Annotated in this window: 18 protein-coding genes; 7 read left to right on the top strand and 11 right to left on the bottom strand. The window is 64.8% G+C overall.

What is annotated here, in order from left to right; translation table 11 throughout:
• Nucleotides 1-43: 43 nt before the first annotated feature.
• The 4 genes from GAU_RS20395 to uvrA form a co-directional block, all read right to left on the bottom strand.
• Nucleotides 44-985 (bottom strand): hypothetical protein, encoded by a 942-nt coding sequence (locus tag GAU_RS20395; RefSeq protein WP_052574230.1) that lies wholly within the window; start codon nt 983-985, stop codon nt 44-46.
• Nucleotide 986: 1 nt separating this feature from the next.
• Entirely contained in the window at nt 987-1,871 is an 885-nt protein-coding gene (gene sdaAA, locus GAU_RS04230) for an L-serine ammonia-lyase, iron-sulfur-dependent, subunit alpha (protein WP_012682319.1), read from the bottom strand.
• A 41-nt stretch (nt 1,872-1,912) separates the two neighbouring features.
• Entirely contained in the window at nt 1,913-2,581 is a 669-nt protein-coding gene (gene sdaAB, locus GAU_RS04225) for an L-serine ammonia-lyase, iron-sulfur-dependent subunit beta (RefSeq protein WP_012682318.1), read from the bottom strand.
• A gap of 69 nt (nt 2,582-2,650) precedes the next feature.
• Entirely contained in the window at nt 2,651-5,569 is a 2,919-nt protein-coding gene (gene uvrA, locus GAU_RS04220; protein WP_052574229.1) for an excinuclease ABC subunit UvrA, read from the bottom strand.
• Between the two features lie 126 nt (nt 5,570-5,695).
• On the opposite strand from uvrA, the gene cutA reads away from it, so the two are divergent.
• The 4 genes from cutA to GAU_RS04200 all read left to right on the top strand — a co-directional run bounded on the left by cutA (nt 5,696) and on the right by GAU_RS04200 (nt 9,381).
• A complete protein-coding gene (gene cutA / locus GAU_RS04215) occupies nt 5,696-6,058 on the top strand; it encodes a divalent-cation tolerance protein CutA (RefSeq protein ID WP_012682316.1) in 363 nt (120 codons plus the stop codon).
• Nucleotides 6,059-6,084: 26 nt separating this feature from the next.
• Nucleotides 6,085-6,840: an ABC transporter ATP-binding protein gene (locus GAU_RS04210; protein ID WP_012682315.1), complete on the top strand. Its 756-nt coding sequence runs from the start codon at nt 6,085-6,087 to the stop codon at nt 6,838-6,840.
• Nucleotides 6,833-8,554: a putative ABC transporter permease subunit gene (locus GAU_RS04205; RefSeq protein ID WP_012682314.1), complete on the top strand. Its 1,722-nt coding sequence runs from the start codon at nt 6,833-6,835 to the stop codon at nt 8,552-8,554. Before GAU_RS04210 ends, GAU_RS04205 begins: the two co-directional genes overlap by 8 nt.
• Before the next feature lie 68 nt (nt 8,555-8,622).
• Nucleotides 8,623-9,381, top strand: a complete 759-nt coding sequence (locus GAU_RS04200; protein ID WP_156799181.1) for an A/G-specific adenine glycosylase — start codon at nt 8,623-8,625, stop codon at nt 9,379-9,381.
• 16 nt (nt 9,382-9,397) lie between these two features.
• On the opposite strand, the gene GAU_RS04195 is transcribed toward GAU_RS04200, so the two are convergent.
• From GAU_RS04195 to mtnA, 7 genes are all read right to left on the bottom strand, one after another.
• Nucleotides 9,398-10,210, bottom strand: coding sequence for a hypothetical protein (locus GAU_RS04195; protein WP_012682312.1), 813 nt, complete (start codon nt 10,208-10,210; stop codon nt 9,398-9,400).
• Nucleotides 10,207-10,767 (bottom strand): zinc ribbon domain-containing protein, encoded by a 561-nt coding sequence (locus GAU_RS04190; RefSeq protein ID WP_012682311.1) that lies wholly within the window; start codon nt 10,765-10,767, stop codon nt 10,207-10,209. Before GAU_RS04190 ends, GAU_RS04195 begins: the two co-directional genes overlap by 4 nt.
• A complete protein-coding gene (locus tag GAU_RS04185) occupies nt 10,764-11,420 on the bottom strand; it encodes a cytochrome c-type biogenesis protein CcmH (protein WP_083765441.1) in 657 nt (218 codons plus the stop codon). The genes GAU_RS04190 and GAU_RS04185 overlap by 4 nt, the downstream gene beginning before the upstream one ends.
• Nucleotides 11,417-13,456 (bottom strand): heme lyase CcmF/NrfE family subunit, encoded by a 2,040-nt coding sequence (locus GAU_RS04180; RefSeq protein WP_012682309.1) that lies wholly within the window; start codon nt 13,454-13,456, stop codon nt 11,417-11,419. Before GAU_RS04180 ends, GAU_RS04185 begins: the two co-directional genes overlap by 4 nt.
• 33 nt (nt 13,457-13,489) lie before the next feature.
• On the bottom strand, nt 13,490-13,945 hold the full coding sequence (locus GAU_RS04175) for a cytochrome c maturation protein CcmE (RefSeq protein WP_012682308.1): 456 nt from the start codon (nt 13,943-13,945) through the stop codon (nt 13,490-13,492).
• Between the two features lie 126 nt (nt 13,946-14,071).
• Nucleotides 14,072-15,586, bottom strand: coding sequence for a glycerol kinase GlpK (gene glpK / locus GAU_RS04170; protein ID WP_012682307.1), 1,515 nt, complete (start codon nt 15,584-15,586; stop codon nt 14,072-14,074).
• A 69-nt stretch (nt 15,587-15,655) separates the two neighbouring features.
• On the bottom strand, nt 15,656-16,690 hold the full coding sequence (gene mtnA / locus GAU_RS04165) for an S-methyl-5-thioribose-1-phosphate isomerase (RefSeq protein WP_012682306.1): 1,035 nt from the start codon (nt 16,688-16,690) through the stop codon (nt 15,656-15,658).
• Between the two features lie 107 nt (nt 16,691-16,797).
• Between mtnA and GAU_RS04160 the strand changes: the two genes are divergently transcribed.
• The 3 genes from GAU_RS04160 to GAU_RS04150 are packed head-to-tail and all read left to right on the top strand — an operon-like array spanning nt 16,798 to nt 19,053.
• Nucleotides 16,798-17,577: an enoyl-CoA hydratase/isomerase family protein gene (locus tag GAU_RS04160; protein WP_012682305.1), complete on the top strand. Its 780-nt coding sequence runs from the start codon at nt 16,798-16,800 to the stop codon at nt 17,575-17,577.
• 37 nt (nt 17,578-17,614) lie between these two features.
• Nucleotides 17,615-18,745: a DNA replication/repair protein RecF gene (recF, locus tag GAU_RS04155; protein ID WP_012682304.1), complete on the top strand. Its 1,131-nt coding sequence runs from the start codon at nt 17,615-17,617 to the stop codon at nt 18,743-18,745.
• Nucleotides 18,742-19,053, top strand: coding sequence for a DciA family protein (locus tag GAU_RS04150; protein ID WP_012682303.1), 312 nt, complete (start codon nt 18,742-18,744; stop codon nt 19,051-19,053). The genes recF and GAU_RS04150 overlap by 4 nt, the downstream gene beginning before the upstream one ends.
• Nucleotides 19,054-19,117: the final 64 nt, after the last annotated feature.

Genomic DNA, 19,117 nt, shown 5'->3' with positions numbered 1-19,117 from the left:
GTACGGTGCACCGGGACGATTCGTTTCGCCCGTGAAGATACCCTCAGGGGCAGGCGCCCGCGTACATGACCCCGCCGCGCCCCTCGTTCACCAGCAGGAGCCGGCCATCAGGCAGCCAGGTGACCCCTTCCGAGCTCCGCTCGTGGATGGGCAACGAGCAGCGGGCCACCTTGGCTCCAGGGCGCCCGGAGGCTCCATCGGCCTCGAAGACATGGACCGCACCGTAGCTCAACAGCACCAACCGGCGACGCCCCAGGCTGTCAGGTGCGGAAAGGTTCGCATCGGTCACCCAGTCGCGTGAGGAACGTCGTACCGGTACCACCGGCAGCGAATCGATCACCGACACGGTGACCGGCTCCGTACTCCCCCACGCCTCCGGTGGAATCCGATACACCCGCACGGGCCGGAATGCACCGGCCGTATCCACCGCGGGCCGTTTCGTGATCAGCCACACACTGGTGTCAGGTGCGACATACATCGCCTCTACATCAACCGCACCGTCAGCGTAACGCACCACCACCGTCTGCGCGATCGGGATCTCGCGATCGTTGGTGGACGGTTCGACGACACGCAGCAACTGCACCACCGGACGCAGTGCCATGTTGTCGCCGGTGTCAGCGATATACAGACAGTGGCCCTGAGGGCAAGGACCGCCCGAGAGCGCTTCCCAGTCCTGATTGCGGGGGCCGGTTACCCGCACGGTGCCGAGTGCCCGTCCGGTACTGTCGGCGGCAAACAGCCGTTCGTCGTTGCCGCTGTCATTGAGAAACCAGAAGACGCCGGCCTCCCGCTGTGACGGGAAGAGCCCTGACGCTTCGCGCAAATCCTGTTCCGTGAGACGGCCCACCCGCACCGTTTCGCGCATGATGGTGTCGCCATCGGCCACCCACGTGGTGCGCACACGACCGATGCCGTCACAGGCGCTCAGCGACACCACGGCGATGCCCAATACTCCCACCAGCAGCGCCATGACGCGACGCGTCACCTCAGCCGCCGGCGCGCTTGAGATCGTAGAGGCGTTCCTTCGCCAGCCGACGCCCGGTGGGTGTGGCAGCCAGTCCACCACCGGCGGTCTCGCGATAGCGCACGTCCATGCTCGCACCGATCTCGCCCATCGTATCGATGACTTCATCGGCCGGAATCGCAAACTCGATACCGGCCATGGCCATCTCGATCGCGGCCAATGCGATGGCGGCACCGGTGGCGTTCCGGAAGACACAGGGCAACTCCACCAGTCCACCGAGTGGATCACACACGAGGCCCAGGGTGCCTTGCTGTGCAAGCGCCGTCGCATGTCCCACCTGCCGCGGTGTGCCGCCCAGCATCTCCACAGCCGCACCGGCCGCCATGCCCGCGGCAGCCCCCGTTTCGGCCTGACATCCACCTTCGGCCCCCGACAACGACGCCCGATCCGCCACCACGGCGCCAATCAGCCCGGCCGTGGCCAGCGCATCAATCAGTCGTTCGTCGTCGATGCCACGCGCCGACGCCAGGCCGGTGAGCACCGCCGGCAATACACCGGCCCCACCGGCCGTCGGCGCTGCCACGATCACACCCATGGCGGCATTCACTTCCTGCACGGCCAGTGCACGCGCCAACACATCACGGAATGGCGTGCCACTGAGTGGTCCATCCGGGCCCGTACGCAGTTTGGCGGCATCACCACCCACCAAGCCCGACGAGGACTTGAGATCACCGACGAGCCCACGATCCACGGCTTCGCGCATCACCACGAGCGCGCGCCGCAAGGCATCACGGATCTCACCAACGGGGCGTCCCTGATCCTTCGCTTCCACTTCGAGTGCGACGGTGGACAGTGTCACACCACGCGCTTCAGCATCGTGAATGGCCGTAGCCAGGCTGCGGTACATCTAGCGGCCCTCGCCGAACAGGATCCATGCGTGGTGCGCGCTCATGCGCTCACCTTGTCGAGACGAAACGCCCACTTCACCCAGCCGAGTGCCCGAATGGCGTCGCGCACTTCTTCGTTGGGGCGTTCATCCACTTCGATGACCATGAACGCATCCCCACCACGCTCTTTCCGCGTGAGCTTGAGCGTGGCGATGTTGAGTTGGGCATCGGCGAGCAGGCCGGCGATGCGGGCAATCGATCCCTTCACGTCTTCGGCCACCAGCACGATCGTGTCGCTGTTGCCCGGCACCTCCACGGGATACCCATCGATCTCGGTCACGAGCACACGACCAGCGCCCAGCGATGCACCGAGCATCTGCGATTTGCGATCGCCGCGCTCGAGCGTGATGCGCACCGTGTTCGGATGGGCGTCGTCGCCCAGGGTGGTCTTTTCGAAGCGATAGTCGAGCCCTTCACGATCCATGATTTCGAGCGCCGTCCGCAGGCGCTCATCGTCGGGCCGGAATCCCATCAACCCACCCACGATCGCTTTGTCGGTGCCGTGGCCCTCACCCGTGCGGGCGAACGAACCGTGCAACTCGATGAGTGCGCGCTCGGGGGTGCCACCCACCAGGCAGCGGGCCAACAACCCCAGACGACACGCGCCGGCGGTGTGACTGGAGCTCGGTCCGACCATGACGGGACCGATGATATCGAGGAGGGAGACCACGGAACGCGGGGTGGGAAGTGAACGAGCGGGGCAGACCGTGTGTACACACGAAGCCTACCCCGCTACCCCTCAACGCAGCAATGGTCGCAGGTAGTGCCCCGTGTGGCTTTCACGCACCTTGGCCACCACTTCCGGCGTGCCCTGGGCCACGATGGTGCCACCCCGCACGCCGCCTTCCGGCCCGAGATCGACGATCCAGTCGGCGGTCTTGATGACATCGAGATTGTGCTCGATCACCAGAATGGTGTTGCCACGATCGACGAGCTTGTGCATGACACCGAGCAACACCCGCACGTCTTCGAAATGCAGACCGGTGGTGGGCTCGTCGAGGATGTACAGCGTGCGTCCCGTGTCCCGCTTGGACAATTCGGTGGCCAGCTTCACGCGCTGCGCTTCACCACCGGACAGCGTGGTCGCGCTCTGCCCGAGATGGATGTACCCCAGCCCCACGTCACGCAGTGTTTCGAGCTTCTGCACGATGCGTGGCTGATGTTCGAACACGCCACAGGCGTCTTCGACGGTGAGATCGAGAATTTCGGAGATGCTGAGGCCGCGGAACCGCACCTCGAGTGTCTCGCGGTTGAAGCGCTTGCCTTTGCAGACATCACACGGCACGAAGACATCGGGCAGGAAATGCATCTCGATCTTCACCAGACCGTCGCCCTGACACGCTTCACACCGGCCGCCCTTCACGTTGAACGAGAAGCGTCCCGGTCCGTAGCCGCGGATCTTGGCTTCCGGCAACTCGGCAAACAGTTCACGCACCGGCGTGAACACCCCGGTGTACGTGGCCGGGTTGGAGCGTGGCGTGCGACCGATGGGGCTCTGGTCGATGTCGATGATCTTGTCGAGGTGCTCGAGTCCGGTGATGCGCGTATGCGCCCCGGGAATCACACGCGCCCGATAGAAGTGCCGCGACAGGGCTTTCTGCAGGATGTCGGTGACCAGGGTCGACTTGCCAGAACCCGACACTCCCGTCACGGCCACGAACATGCCGAGCGGGAACTCCGCGGTGACATCCTTGAGATTGTGCTCGCGCGCCCCGTGCACCGTCAGCGTGCGCGCCGGATCACGCGGACGACGCTTCGTGGGTACGTCCACCTTGCGCGCACCCGTGAGATAGGCGCCCGTGATCGATGCCGGATTCGTCATGATGTCCTGCACCGAACCGGCCGCGATCACTTCCCCACCGTGTTTCCCGGCGCCCGGTCCGAGATCGATCAGGTAGTCGGCGTCGCGGATGGTTTCTTCATCATGCTCCACCACGATCACGGTGTTGCCGAGATCGCGAAGCTGCTTGAGCGTGGTGAGCAACCGTCCGTTGTCACGCTGATGCAGCCCGATGCTGGGCTCATCGAGGATGTACAACACGCCGACCAGACGTGAGCCAATCTGTGTGGCCAGCCGAATACGCTGTGCCTCACCACCCGACAGCGACTCGGCGCTGCGGTTGAGCGTGAGATAGTCGAGCCCCACATCCACGAGAAAGCGCAGACGTTCGCGCACTTCCTTGAGAATCGGGCCAGCGATGCCCGGATCGAGCCCCGGATGTCCGGCACTGCGCACAGGCACATCATCGAAGAACGCGAGGGCATCCACCACGCTCTGTTCCACGACTTCACCCAGATTGCGGCCGTGGATGGTGACAGCCAGCGATTCGGGACGCAGACGGCGTCCCAGACATGACGGGCACGCTGCGGCCACCATGAACGCTTCGAGCTCGAGGCGCACGCCATCGGAACTGCTTTCGTCATAGCGGCGCTGCACGTGCGCCACGATGCCTTCCCAGGTGCTGTCCGCCGTTGCTTTTGCAGCCGACTTGGCAGCGGTCTTTGCCGCAGCGCCCTTGGCCGCCTTCTTCACACCCTTTCGCGCACGCGGCGGGGCGTCATCCATGCCATACAGCAACTGTTGGCGTACCGTGGCCGACAACTTGCCCCACGGTGCGTTGAGATCGAATGCGAGCAGCTTGGCCAGGCCGGGCAGGATCACCTTGCGCAGATACCCATCGGGCTCGCCCCAGGGGAGCACCACACCCTCGAGAATCGAGATCGAGGCATCGCCGAGGATGAGATCTTCGCTCACGCTGCGGGTCGTGCCCAGACCACTGCACGTTTCACAGGCCCCGAACGGAGAGTTGAACGAAAAATGCCGCGGCTCGAGTTCGGGCATGGAGATGCCACACACCGGGCAGCCGTAGCGCTCCGAGAACATCTCCGTGGTTGGCTCCTCGTCGTCATGGCGCACGACTTCGGCCAGCCCTTCGGCCAGACGCAGTGCCGTCTCGACGGAGTCGGTGATGCGCCCACGATCATCGGGCCGAACCACCAGACGATCGACCACCACCGAGATGGAGTGATTGAGACGCCGGTTGAGCTTTGGCGGATCGGCCAGTTCGATCAACTCGCCGTCGACCACTGCGCGCACGAACCCCTGCTTGCGGGCATTCTCGAAGAGCTCGCGGAACTCCCCCTTCCGTTCCTGCACCAGCGGCGCACGAATCTCGATGCGGGTGCCTTCGGGCCAAGCAAGAATCAGCTCGGCGATCTGCACCGGACTCTGACGCTGTACGGCGCGCCCGCAATTCGGGCAATGTGGTGTGCCACCACGCGCATACAGCAGACGGAGATAGTCGTAGATCTCCGTGACCGTCCCCACCGTCGACCGGGGATTGTGTCCCGCCGACTTCTGCTCGATGGAGATGGCCGGCGACAATCCTTCGATGGCGTCGACATCGGGCTTTTCCATCAACCCGAGGAACTGCCGCGCATAGGCCGAGAGCGACTCGACATACCGTCGCTGCCCTTCGGCGTAGATCGTGTCAAAAGCCAGCGACGACTTGCCCGATCCCGACAGCCCGGTCACGACCGTGAGCTTGTCGCGTGGGATCGTCACGCTGATGTTGCGCAAATTGTGCTCACGCGCACCACGCACGATGAGCGCTTCAGAGGGCTTCACGCCCGGCCCCGGTTTTACCGATTCGGACATAGTCTTGGAAGGTGCGGGAACCACCGGACGGAAACAACCCCGCCCCGTGGGACGATCCGGTCATGTTGCCGCGACCGTGTCGCTTCCCTGGTACCACCCGTTCGAACTCCCCCTCCGCAACGGCTCATGACAACACCGGTCTCCTCCTCCCTGCCCGACGCGGCAGACGCCTCCGATCCCGTGGTCGTGGCGCTCGCCGCCCTGCCTCCGGACCTGGACGCCCGGGCCTTCGCCCGAGGGCTGCTCGAAGCGCGCCTGGTCGCCTGTGTGTCGTTGCTGCCCGGGGCCACGTCGGTGTATCGCTGGCAGGGTACGATCGAAGAGAGTGCGGAGACGATCGCGCTGCTCAAGACCACCGCGCGCCGGGTGCCGTTGCTGCGTGAGCACATGCTGTCACAGCATCCATACGACGTGCCCGAACTGTTGGTGCTCGAGACGAGCGACGGATTGCCGGCCTATCTGCAGTGGGTGCGCGAGGAAGTTGCGTAGGGGGAGTGCGTGATCGTCTGACAGGCATGATCGAGATCACGTCGCTCAGCAAGCGGTACGGCTCCTTCACCGCCGTCCGCTCCCTAGACCTTGTCGTGCCTGCCGGAGAGCTCTTCGGCTTTCTTGGCCCCAACGGGGCCGGCAAGACGACCACCATGCGCATGATCGCCGGGATCCTGCAGCCCACGGCCGGCATCATCCGCATCGCCGGGCACGACCTGCGCGACGCCCCACTCGCGGCGAAACGTGCGCTCGGGTTCATCCCCGATCGCCCATTCATCTACGAGAAGCTCACGGGCATGGAGTTCCTGCGCTTCTCGGCCGGGTTGTACGGTCAGGAAGGCCCGGAGGTGGATCGGCGAGGTGAGGAATTGCTGGCGCTGTTCGATCTCGAACCGTGGCGCGATGAACTCGTGGAGAGCTACAGCCACGGCATGCGACAGAAACTCATCATCGCGAGCGCGTTCGTGCATCGCCCGAAAGTGATCGTGGTGGACGAACCCATGGTCGGACTCGACCCCAAGTCGTCGAAGATCCTCAAGGATCTGTTCCGCGAGTACACCCGGCGTGGCCACACCGTGATGATGTCCACACACACGCTGGAAGTAGCCGAAGGCATGTGCGATCGCATCGGCATCATGCAGCGGGGGGAATTGGTCGCCTGTGGCACGATGCACGACCTGCAGCAGGCCTCTGGTAACGATGATGCGCTGGAAGACATCTTCCTGCGTCTGACCGGTGATGGCGCCGCACGCGACCTGATGGAAGTGCTCGATGCCTGATATGGCGGCCGCAGAAACGGCCACGTATGCCGGTACGGGAAGCGCATGGCGTCTGCTTGCTCCCAAGTGGCAGATGGCGCGTCATCGCGCGAAGCGTCACGAGCGGGGGGACCTGCGCCGACTGGTGGTGGTGAGCCTGTTGGGTTTCGGCTTCTGGGCTGGTGCGTTTGCCCTCGCGCTGCGCTTGCTGCGGTATTTCCGAAGTGCCGAAGACATCGGCACGCTGCTCGCGTCGAAGTTGCTGGCGATGATCTTGCTGTCGTTCGGGACCATCCTGTTGCTCTCGAATACGATCGCCGCGCTGTCGAACTTCTTTCTGGCACGCGACCTCGATCAACTCGCTGCGGCACCGGTGCGGGCGGGTGCGCTCTATCGGGCGCGCCTGTTCGAAACCGCACTGCACTCGAGTTGGATGGTGGCACTGTTGCTCGTGCCCATTCTGGCGGCGTATGGGGTCGCCTACAGTGGCGGCGTAGGGTTCGTGCTGTTCGCGCTGATCACCATCACGCCGTTTCTGTTCATTCCGGCCGCCTTGGGATCTGCGGCCACGCTGTTGCTGGTGAATGTCTTCCCGGCCCGTCGCACGCGCGACCTGCTGAGTGTGATCACCGCGCTTGCAGTGGCGGGGCTGGTGGTGATGTTGCGTGCCGCACGGCCGGAGCAACTCGCACGACCGGAAGGGTTTGCCAACTTCATGCAGTTCATCGCCGCCCTCGATACACCATCGTCGCCCTGGATGCCCAGTGAGTGGGTCAGCGAAGCACTCATCAACTTTCTGAACGGCAAGGCGGCCTGGCAGCCGCTGCTGCGCCTCTGGGTCCTGGTGTCGGCGTTCACGGCGATCGGTCACTTCCTGTATGCCCGGGGATGGCGCCGCGCGTACAGCATGGCGCAGGAAGGCGCCAATCAGCGCAGCCGCTCCAGTGTGCGCCGTCCATTGCTCGATCGTCTGCTCACGTCGATCGGCCCCGTACGGCGGGAGCTGGTACTCAAGGAACTGCGGGTCTTCATGCGCGACAGCACCCAATGGTCGCAACTGGTTCTGCTGGGGGTGCTGCTGGTGGTGTACGTGGCCAATGTCCGCTACCTCCCGCTCAACGGCGCCGGCATCACGACCTTGCTGCGCAATGTGATTCCCTTCCTCAATCTCGCGCTGGCGGGATTTGTGTTGGCCTCGATTGCGGCGCGTTTCGTATTTCCCAGTGTGAGCCTCGAAGGGCGTGTGCTGTGGCTGCTGCGTTCGAGCCCACTCCCGATGAAAGATCTGTTGTGGGCCAAGTTCTGGGTGGGCGCATTGCCGCTGCTGGTGCTGGCACTGGTACTCGTGGGTTGCACCAATCTGATGTTGGGCGTGCGACCATTTGTGCATCTCGTGTCCCTCGCCGCCATCACGGGCCTGGTGTTCCCGCTCACGGCACTGGCCCTCGGGTACGGCACCTGGTATCCGCGCTTCGATACGGAAAACGCCGCGCAGATTCCGACCTCCTTTGGCGGACTGCTGTTCATGATGACGGCCATCGTGTTGATCGGCGCCATCGCGTACCTCACCGGTCGTCCGGCAGCGCGTTTTGTGGTCGCCGAACACTTCGGATGGGCTCACAACGCCACAGACATGTTGCTGCCCTTCGGCGTGGCACTGGCATTGTGCGTGGCCGGCACGGTGCTGCCGTTGTCACTGGCACGTAGGCGGCTGGAAGGCATCGAACGCGCTTGACGGCGGGTGACCGCGCGCGCGGCTGGACGGTGTTGCCGGCTTGCGGCGCCTGATAGCTTGTGCGCACCATGCCGCCTCGCAGCAAGCGCGCCGCGCCGTCGGCGACCACCAAACCCGCGTTGAAGGTCGCCGCGAAGCCTGCCCCGGCGATCACTGCTGAAGTGAGCCCGCAAACCGCAGCCGTTTTCCGGCGTCGGCTGCACCGTTGGTATCGCCGGCATTGCCGCGACCTGCCATGGCGTCGCACCCGGGATCCGTACCGCATCCTCATTTCCGAGTTGATGCTGCAGCAGACGCAGGTGTCACGGGTGCTCGATTTTTACGCCCGGTTTCTCGATCGTTTCCCCGATCTGCCCGCGCTCGCCTCGGCGAGGCCGGCGCGCGTCATGGAAGCGTGGGCGGGACTCGGCTACTACGCCCGCGCGCGAAACCTGCACAAACTCGCCCGGGAAGTGACAACCGATCGCGCCGGCGTGATTCCACACGATCCGGTGGAGCTGCGCACCTTGCCCGGCATTGGTGCCTATACGGCCGGCGCGGTGGCGTCCTTCGCGTATGAAAAACGGGCGGCGCTGGTGGATACCAACGTCGCCCGTGTGTTGCATCGGGTGTTTGCGCCCGATGCCGCGCCCAAGTCCGGACCAGGCCTCAAGCGCTTGTGGCGCATTGCCGAAGATGTGCTACCACGCACCGGCAAGGCCACCTGGTTGCACAATCAGGCCATCATGGAGCTCGGCGCCCTCGTGTGCACCGCGCGATCACCAAAGTGCGGCCAATGCCCGGTGCGGCAGGGTTGTGCCAGCGTCGATCACTTCGCGCCGCGCTGACGGGCACCATCTCCCGCTACCTCGTGGGCAACGTGATCGTCTTGGCTCCTTCCACGTAGGCCTTCACCGTGCCGCCGAAAGACTTGAGCTCATCGATGGTATAGACCTTCTGGGTGCGGGTACCACCACCGTCCGACATCACCCGTCTCGAGTTCACGACGCCGAGGGGCATGCGGATTTCCCACCCCGACAACAGCCACTGTCCGCCCTCTACGCGGGCAAACAGCAGTTCACCACCCACGCGCGCCGAACGAAAGGCCGCAGAGACATTGGTGTACCGAAACTCGAGGCGCACCGGCCCCTGCAATGCAGGATCAATCCAGAACGTGCCCTCGATGTCCGACACGTTGGGCTGATTGCGCTCCGGGCGAAATGCCAGTCCGGTCAACTGTGGCGCATCACGAGGCCCCTTCTCCACGGAAAAACAATGCGACTGGAGAAAGGTGTCCGACAGCAGGATGTCCATGTCCGGCGCGTAGTACGCACTCTCCTGGTCGGTGTCCACGAGATATCCGCCGGTCGCGATTTCCTGCTGCGTGCGACTGCTGAACGGACGCCGTGCGGGGAGCGTGGTATTTCGGCTCGTCGCGTCTTTCACCTTCTTGCCATCACGGGAAACCGTGCGCTCAAAGAGCGCGATATCCGACTGCCCGTCTGCGGTGCGTGCATCGAGCAACGTCATGCGCACCGCCTGCCAGAGGCGGCCAACGTCCGAAGTCGTGTCCGACGGTACGACGCAGGCGCGTGGTGTCAGGTCCGTGGTTTTGGCAAAGGCTGGCGTGGTGTCCGCCGCAAGAGCGAGCGCCACCACACCAGTCCCGAGCGTCACGCTGCCAGCGACGCTCCGCAGGCGTTGCAGAAACGCGCGCCCTTCAGATCGACCGTCTCGCCGCAGCTCCCGCACGCTCCGGGGAGATACCGGCCACAGTCCGAGCAATAGATCGCATCGGGTTCGCTTCGAGGCCCGCATGATTGACAGCTCCTCTGGTTGGCCCGCGCCCGTCCAATGGCCGCCTCGACGGGATCCGGGCTTGTCGCTGACGCGGTCAGCACGGCATTCGCCGTCCGCCCGTCTGCCATCCTACCCGACAGATCTACAGCCCGGTCACCAGCCCGCAACTCCTCGAGCGCCAACTTCGTATATCGCGCCTTGAGGTCCGCATAGTCCGCGTCGCTCAGCTTGCCGGTCGCGCGATCGAATTCGATCTCACGCAACGCGTCCACGTGCGACGCGGGCTCATCATCCGCGTCGAGCGCGACCGGACCACGCACGGGCTCCTCGGTCTGGACACCCGAAATCAGTGGCGCCAGCACCATGGTCAATGCGCCCAACGCCAGGGCGGTGCCCACGACGAGTGGCATGGCACCATCAGGCAACGCCATCATCGATCCTCCCGCAACGCGGCCTGCAAACGTTCGAGCTCTTCCGGCGTCGCTTCGAGATCTGTCCGTTGAGCAGTGGTCATGGCGGCGGACTCCGCCTTGGTCACGGCGGCCGCCTTCACCGCATTCATGCGCCAACCACGCAGCAGGGCTCCAATGGCCACCGCTCCAGCCGCCAGTGCCACAAACGGCGCAAACCAGGCCAGCAGGTTGAAGCCCTGTTTGCGCGGCGCGTTCAGGATGAAGTCACCATACGTATCCATCATCGCGTTCATGATTTCGTCAGCGCTGTAGCCGCCTTCCACGAGCCGCTGCACATCGCCATGCACCGCCGGCGAGATACCACACGAGAACATGGTGGTGCGACACATGTACACATCGAGCGTGCACGGGCATGGACAGGCCAGTTTGCGCTCGAATTCATCGATCTGCTTCGCATCCATCGACGGCTTGGCGTTCGGCTTCGCCGGACGCAACACGGGCTTGTACGCCCCCGCCGACATCTCTTCGCCACTGGCCGACGTGGGCGTGGGTTGCCCCGCCCCGGCCTGTGCCAGCACGGGACGTGCCGCCAGCACCATCGCCGAACCCACACCGGCGATCATTCCTGACGATTGACGCAGAAACACCCGCCGCGAATGCGCAGCGGTGTTCATACGCCCGCTCCGCTCATCGTTTCGCGTTCACGCCCCATCGGGATCTGCGCCATGTATCCGCTCTCCCGTTCGGCGCGCTGCGCCTGCGGCCACATCACGATCACCCCGCCAAACGCCATCACGATGCCACCGAACCACACCCACCATACCAGCGGGTTGAAGTGGATGTGCACGGCGGCCGTGTCAGCGTCCACCGCGCCGGTGAACACCAGATACACGTCCTGCTTGGGCGATTCCAGAATGCCGACTTCCGTGGACGGCTCGAACGTGGGCTCACCCATCGAGTTCACGTGCTGCCGCTTTTCGCTCGAGAGCAGGCCCATGCGCTTGCCGTCGCGTGTCATGTCGAACGTGATCGCCACGACATTGCGGTTCAACTGTTCGAAGCGCGAGATGCCCTGGCTCGTGAAGGTCCACTCGTGGCCGTACGGATCGGTCGCCTTCACCGACTCGCCCGTCTTGAGCACAGCCGTCACGTCACGCTTGAACATCAAGCCGGCAAACCCGCAGAAGATCACCACCACACCGAAGTGCACGATGTAGCCGCCGTAGCGCCGGCGATTGCGCGCCACCAGGCGCAGCGAGGCCGACACCAGTCCTTCGCCATACATCTTGCGACGGGCGCCAATGCCTTTCACGAACTCCTGGATGATCGTGCCAAACACGAAGCCAGCCAGCAGATACGAGATGAGGGCATAGGCGTCCCGCATCCCCAGCGCGATCAGCGTGACAAACACCGCCACACCGAAGCCCACCGGCCAGGTGAATTGACGGCGCAGGTTGCTCACGGACGCACGGCGCCAGGCGATCAGCGGTCCGATACCGGTCAGCGCGAGCAGCAACAATCCCAGCGGGCCGTTCACCGCGTTGAAGAACGGTGGCCCCACCGTGATCTTGTCGCCCTTCACCCATTCGCTGAGGATCGGGAAGATCGTGCCCCACAGCGTGGCGAAGCAGATGCCGATCAACACCAGGTTGTTGTAGAGAAAGGCCGCCTCACGGCTGACCATGCTCTCCAATTCGGCATTGGCCTGCAGATCGTTCAGGCGCGTGCTCACCAGCCAGGCCGTCAGCGCGGTGACCACGATCAGGAAGCCCAGGAACCAGTTGCCCACCGACGACTGCGCAAACGCATGCACGCTCTCGATGATGCCCGAACGCGTGATGAAGGTGCCCAGAATGGTCAGCAGGAATGACAGCACCACCAGCGTCACGTTCCATTTGCGCAGCATGCCGCGCTTTTCCTGGATCATGATGCTGTGCAGGAACGCGGTCACGGTGAGCCATGGCAGGAACGAGGAGTTCTCCACCGCATCCCACGCCCAATAACCCGACCAGCCCAGCTCCACATACGCCCACCACATGCCCAGCACGATGCCGATGGTCAGGAAAAACCACGACACGAGCGCCCACCGTCGCACAGCACCCAACCACTGCGCATCAAGCTGACGGGTGATCAGCGCGCCGACGGCAAATGCGAACGGCACGGCGGTGGCGATGTAGCCCAGATAGAGCATCGGCGGATGCGCCGCCATGCCCGGATTCTGCAACTGCGGGTTCATGCCACGCCCATCGGCCGGCACCCAGTCGAGGCGCTCGTAGGGGTTGGCACCAAACGCCGTCGCCATCAGGAAGAACAGCGACACCACGCCCAGCGTACCGGTCACATACGGCATCATCGCACGATTGCTGCGGCGATTGCTGAACACGGCAATCGCGCAGTACATCGTGAGAATGAGTCCCCAGAAGAGCAGTGAGCCGGCCTGGCCGGCCCAGAAGGCCGTAAACAGGTATGCCTTCGGCAGGTTCGCGCTGGTATACGACGCGACGAACTTGATGGAGAAGTCGTGGGTGAACAGCGCCGTCCACAGACCTATCGAGGACAGGAGCGTAAAGCCGAACGTGGCATACATCGCCCGCTCACCGCTCTTCACCAGATCGGAGCGGCCCTGCAGCCCGCCCGAGAAAGAAACCGTCGTCGTCCAGGCCGCCATCAACAGGGCGACCCAGAGCGACAATTCACCGACGAGAATCATGGAGCCTCGCGCACGCGCGCAGGCGCGCGAGTATTACGCGCGGGGGGTGGCTGCAGTACCCTGCTGATAGCCGGGCGTCTGCTGGTACTTCTCGGGAGCGTTTTCATAGCGCGAGGCGCACTTGGCCAGCAACGTGGTGGCCTGGAACGTGCCAGTGGCGTCGAGACGCCCTTCCACCACCACATCCACGCCATCGGTGAACGTGTCGGGGATCAGCCCGCGATAGTGCACATCATAGGTATGGGCGCCGTCGGTCATCTTGAACGTCAGCTCACGCCCGCCAGGCTGGCGAACGATCGTGCCGCTCACCACCCGCGCGCCCACCTTCACGCCGTTCTGTACGAACCGTGGGTTGGCCGTCACCTTGCCAGCGAGTTCCGAGGGCGTGAGGTAATAGGTGGCCGTCTCGTCGATCGAGCTGGCCATCAGATAACCGGCGGTGCCAAGCACCAATACGCCGCCGAGCAGGAACTTATTGCGAGCTTTCACGGGACTCGTCCTGTAGGACCGGATGGGTACTCCCGATGGAGCACCCCGGTGGGATATCCGGAAGATAGCGACGGTGGCGGGCGCCTCACAGCCGTTGCCGGGAAAGCTTCGGGGAATCAGCCGCTTTTAGCGCCCGCTCGTCCCGGCATCCCGTTCGGTGTCTCGGGCCCACCCCAGCGCCGCCCGGATCGCACGTCGCCACCCTGCGTACGCCGAAGCAGCCGATACCGTTCCGACTTTGTCGGGAGTAAATCGGGTGAAATGTCGGCTGGCGAGGAATTCCGCCCCGTCTTTCCAGATCCCGACCGCCAGACCGGCCAACCCAGCGGCCCCCAATGCCGTGGTCTCGACCAGATCAGGCCGCTCGATGGGCACGCCCAGCACGTCCGACTGGAATTGCATCAGCCAATCGTTGGCGCTGGCTCCGCCGTCCACCCGGAGACGGTCGAACGCGACCCCGCCCTGGCTGCCCATGCTGCCGAGCACGTCGCGGGTCGCGTAGGCCATGGCTTCGAGCGCCGCGCGGGCCATATGCGCCCGGGTGGTGCCACGGGTGAGGCCCACAATGGTGCCACGAGCGTTGGGCTCCCAATCGGGGGCGCCCAACCCCACCAGAGCGGGCACAAAGTAGACGCCGTCGTTGCTCGCCAGGCCGCGGGCCAGCGCTTCGGTTTCGGCGCTGGTCTCGATGATGCCCAGCCCATCACGCAACCATTGTACGGCCGCACCGGCAATGAAAATCGAAGCTTCGAGCGCAAACACCGGAGCACCGCGTTCGTCGCAGGCGATGGTGGTGAGCAACCCGCTGCCGGGTGCCGGACGGTAGGCCCCCGTGTTCAATAGCAGAAACGCGCCCGTTCCATAGGTATTCTTGCCGTCGCCAGCCGCCCAGCCGCCTTGGCCGAACAGCGCGGCCTGCTGGTCACCGGCAATACCGGTAATGGGAATGGTCGCGCCCAACGTGGCCTGGGTGGAGCGAGCCACCTCACCACTCGACGCCACAATCGTCGGCAACAGTGATGCCGGCACACCGAACAGCGCACACAGCTCGGGCGACCACGCCCGGGAGCCGATGTCATACAACATCGTGCGCGACGCATTGGTGTGATCGGTGACATGCGCGGTCCCGCCCGAGAGATGCCAGATGAGCCAACTGTCGATGGTCCCCGCCGCCAGCTCCCCGCGCTCGGCGCGCGTGCGATGATCGTTCTGCGCCAACAACCATTCGAGCTTGGTGGCGCTGAAATACGGATCGGTGACCAGACCCGTGCGCTCGCCGATCATGGCCGCCTGCGGTGCCAGCTCGGCGCAGCGCTGCGCGGTGCGGCGGTCCTGCCACACGATGGCCTTGTGCACCGCGCGTCCCGTGGCGCGCTCCCAGAGCACGATCGTTTCACGCTGATTGGTGATACCGATCGCTGCCGGCACCATGTTGGCCGTCAACTGCGCTTCAGCGATCGCTTCACGCGCTGCGGCAAGCGTGCGCTCGAGAATCTCGTGCGCATCGTGCTCCACCCAGCCCGGAGCCGGATAAAACTGCGTGATCTCGCGATATGCTCGGCCGATCACCCGTCCATCGTGCGCAATGACGAGGCAGGTGGTGCCGGTGGTGCCCTGATCGATGGCCAGTACGCAAGTCATGCGGAGACTCCTTTCGCGCAGACGATGCGCGAGACGTTGGGAGGATGACGAACGGAGTGCTGGCGCGGATCAGCGCCCGGCGTAGTCGGCGAGAGTGAATGGCGGTTCGACAAACCCGCGATCGGTGATATAGCCCCGGATCAACGCTCGTGGCGTGACATCGAAGGCCGGGTTCCATGCCGGCACACCGGGCGGCAACTCTCCCAGTTCATCGGCATCCCGATGTTCAATGACGATGTCACGACCAGTGGCGGTATGCGGATCGATCGTGCTGCCAGGTGCCGCCACGTAGAACGGCACGTGATGGGCGGCGGCAGCAAGTGCGACGCCGTAGGTGCCGACCTTGTTCGCCACGTCGCCATTGGCGGCAATGCGGTCGGCGCCGACGATCACCAGATCCACCAACCCCTGCGATAGCAGCGAGGCCGCCGCACCATCGGGCAAGACGGACACCGAAATGCCGGCCCGCGAAAGCTCCCACGCCGTAAGCCGAGCGCCCTGACGAAGCGGCCGCGTTTCATCAGCGTAGACGGTGAGTGCGCGTCCCCGGGCATGCGCCATATAGAGCGGCGCGAGCGCCGTGCCGATCCCCGCCGTGGCGAGCGCACCGGCGTTGCAGTGTGTGAGCACGCGCGCGCCATCGGGCACGACGGCCAGGCCATGTTGTCCAATGGCCTCGCACATGGCCACATCTTCGGCGCGGATGGCCTCGGCTTCGGCGCGCAGGGCCGCCAGCATGGAGCCCACCGCGGTGCGGTGTGCGGTACGCACCAGACGATCGATGGCCCAGCCAAGGTTCACGGCGGTGGGACGCGCCCGTTGCAAACGGGCGGCGTAGTCGGCCAGCAGCGCCCGCGCTCGGGTCTCCTGCCCGCCACTGTCGACCTCGAGAGCGACGACCAGTCCGATGGCGGCAGCCACCCCGATCGCCGGAGCACCACGTACCGCCAACGTGCGGATGGCCTCGACGATCTCCTCGAGCTGCACCAGATCGCGCACTTCTTGGGCACCAGGCAACAGGCGCTGATCGAGAATGCGCAGCGCGCGCAAGTCGGGCGACCACCCGACGGCGGGCACATGGAGAGGAAGAGGCGGCACGGGCATAACTTAGCTGGTGATGGGTCGCCGAGGTGGGTTGGGCGTGAACCGCCCCCCGCGACCCACCATCGCCTTACATTGCACTGTCCCCATCCTCTCCCTCCGCGCCGACCATGTCCTACCAGTTCCTGCAGTTTGACGTCGCCGACCGCATCGCGACGATCACCGTGAATCGTCCCGACAAGCTCAATGCCCTCAACGACGCGACCATCGCGGAACTCGGGCGTGCCATCGATGAAGCCAATGCTCGTGAGGACGTGGGCGCCGTGCTGTTGACGGGCGCCGGACGGGCGTTTGTGGCCGGTGCCGATATCTCCGAACTGGAAAGCCAGTCGCCGCTGGAAGCGCTGCAGCGCGCGCGGGCCGGCCAGGTGATCTTCCGGCGCTTCGAGACGAGCCCCAAGCCCACCATCGCCGCGATCAACGGCTTCGCACTGGGTGGCGGCTGTGAGCTGGCGATGTCATGTCACATGCGCATCGCCAGCGAGAAGGCCAAGCTGGGCCAGCCCGAAGTGAAGCTCGGCATTGTGCCGGGGTATGGTGGCACACAGCGCCTGCCGCGCCTGGTGGGTCGTGGCCCCGCGCTGCGTTTGCTGCTCACCGGCGAAATGATCGACGCCGCCGAAGCGTACCGGCTTGGCCTGGTGGACCAGGTCGTGGCGCCCGATGCCTTGATCGACACGGTGCGCGCCCTCTTGCAGTCGATGATTGCCAACGCACCGTTGGCACTCGCCGGCTGCATCGAAGCACTCAATCGTGGACAGGATGCCACGCTTGAAGAAGGCTGCCTGATCGAGTCGGATTTCTTCGGCCTGCTCTCGGCCACGAGCGATATGCGCGAGGGCATGAAGGCCTTCCTCGAGAAGCGCGCGCCCGTGTTCACGGGCCGCTGATCCCGCGGTACGACCACTCTCACCGAATCACCCGCTCGTGCTCGCGCAGCTCGCCGTCCGCGAGTATCGCAATTTTCACAGTCTCGATCTCGAGGTGCCCACGGGCGGGCTCGTGGTGATTGGCGAGAATGGCCATGGCAAGACCAATCTGCTCGAAGCCGTGGCCTATCTCGGCCTGTTGCGATCGTTTCGTGGTGCCCGGGACGCCGATGTCATTCGTTTTGGTGCACCGGCGTTTCACGTCCGGGCCACACTGCACGCACCAGCGGCGTGGCACACCGTGAGTGTGGGCTATGAGCGCAGCAGCAAGCGCAAACGCGCCACGCTCGATGGCGTGGAACAGCCACGACTGACGTCTGCGCTCGGCGCACTGCCGTCGGTGGAGTTCTCTCCGGCCGATGTGGCCCTGGTCGCCAGTGGCCCAGGCGAGCGCCGTCGATATCTGGACGTGATGCTGGCTTTGTCGTCGCCCGCGTATCTGGTGGCGCTGCAGGGATATCGCAGCGCCCTGCTCCGTCGCAACGCGGTGCTCAAGGCCGCGCAGCGTAGCGCGGTGCGGGCACAGGAGCAGGAAGCCCGTGTGAGTGTCTGGGAACCCGCCCTGGCCGAACATGGTGGCGTGATTGTCGCCGCGCGCCACGCGTTTGTGCGGGCACAGGCCGGATACTACGCCGAGCTGTGCGCCGCCATCGGCGAACGGCAGGAAGCCTTGCTGCGCTACGTGAGCGTCGGCGGTGACACACGCAGCGACGCACTCACCGATCCCCTGATGCAACAGGACGCGCTGACACGGGCTTTCACCCAGCAGCGCTCCGCGGAATTGCGACGTGGCGTGACTCTGGTCGGACCACAGCGCGACGATCTCCAGTTGACGCTGGGTGGCCGAGAACTTCGCACCTTCGGATCAGCAGGCCAGCAGCGCAGTGCGGCGATCGCCTTGCGCCTGCTCGAACTCATCACGCTCCGTGACGCGCTGGGCTATTCGCCCCTGTTGCTGCTCGACGATCCATTCGCCGAGCTCGATCTCGGACGTGCGGCACGGGTGCTCGATCTGCTCGATGCGGCCGGTGCATCGCAGGTCCTGCTGGCCGTCCCACGCGAACAGGACATCCCCGCAGCCTACACACGACTCGCCCGCCGCACGATGCGGGACGGGGTGTTGTCATGAGTGAAAAGCCGCCACGCAAACCGACCGCGATGAGCGATGTCGTGGCGTCGGTGCTCCAGAAGGCGGGGCTCACCGACCGGCTGGCACAGGTCTCGGTCATTCCCGAGTGGCCCCAACTGGTGGGCCCGCAGATCGCGAGCGTGACGGAGCCGCTGCTGTTGCAACAGGACGGCACGCTGGTCGTGATGGTGAAGACTCATGGGTGGATGCAGGAGCTGACGCTGCTCGAGCCCGAATTGCTGCGGTCGCTGAACCGGGATCCGTCGCGTGCGCCGGTGGTCAAGCTGCGGCTCATGCTGCGCCGCTGATCGGAGCGACCGCGCAAGCTGTTGAATGACAACAACTTGCAACTGAACCGTGAAGTTGCTTCCG

The sequence above is a fragment of the Gemmatimonas aurantiaca T-27 genome, from assembly GCF_000010305.1.
Classification (GTDB): Bacteria; Gemmatimonadota; Gemmatimonadetes; order Gemmatimonadales; family Gemmatimonadaceae; genus Gemmatimonas; species Gemmatimonas aurantiaca.
This window is presented reverse-complemented; position numbering and strand designations above follow the sequence as displayed.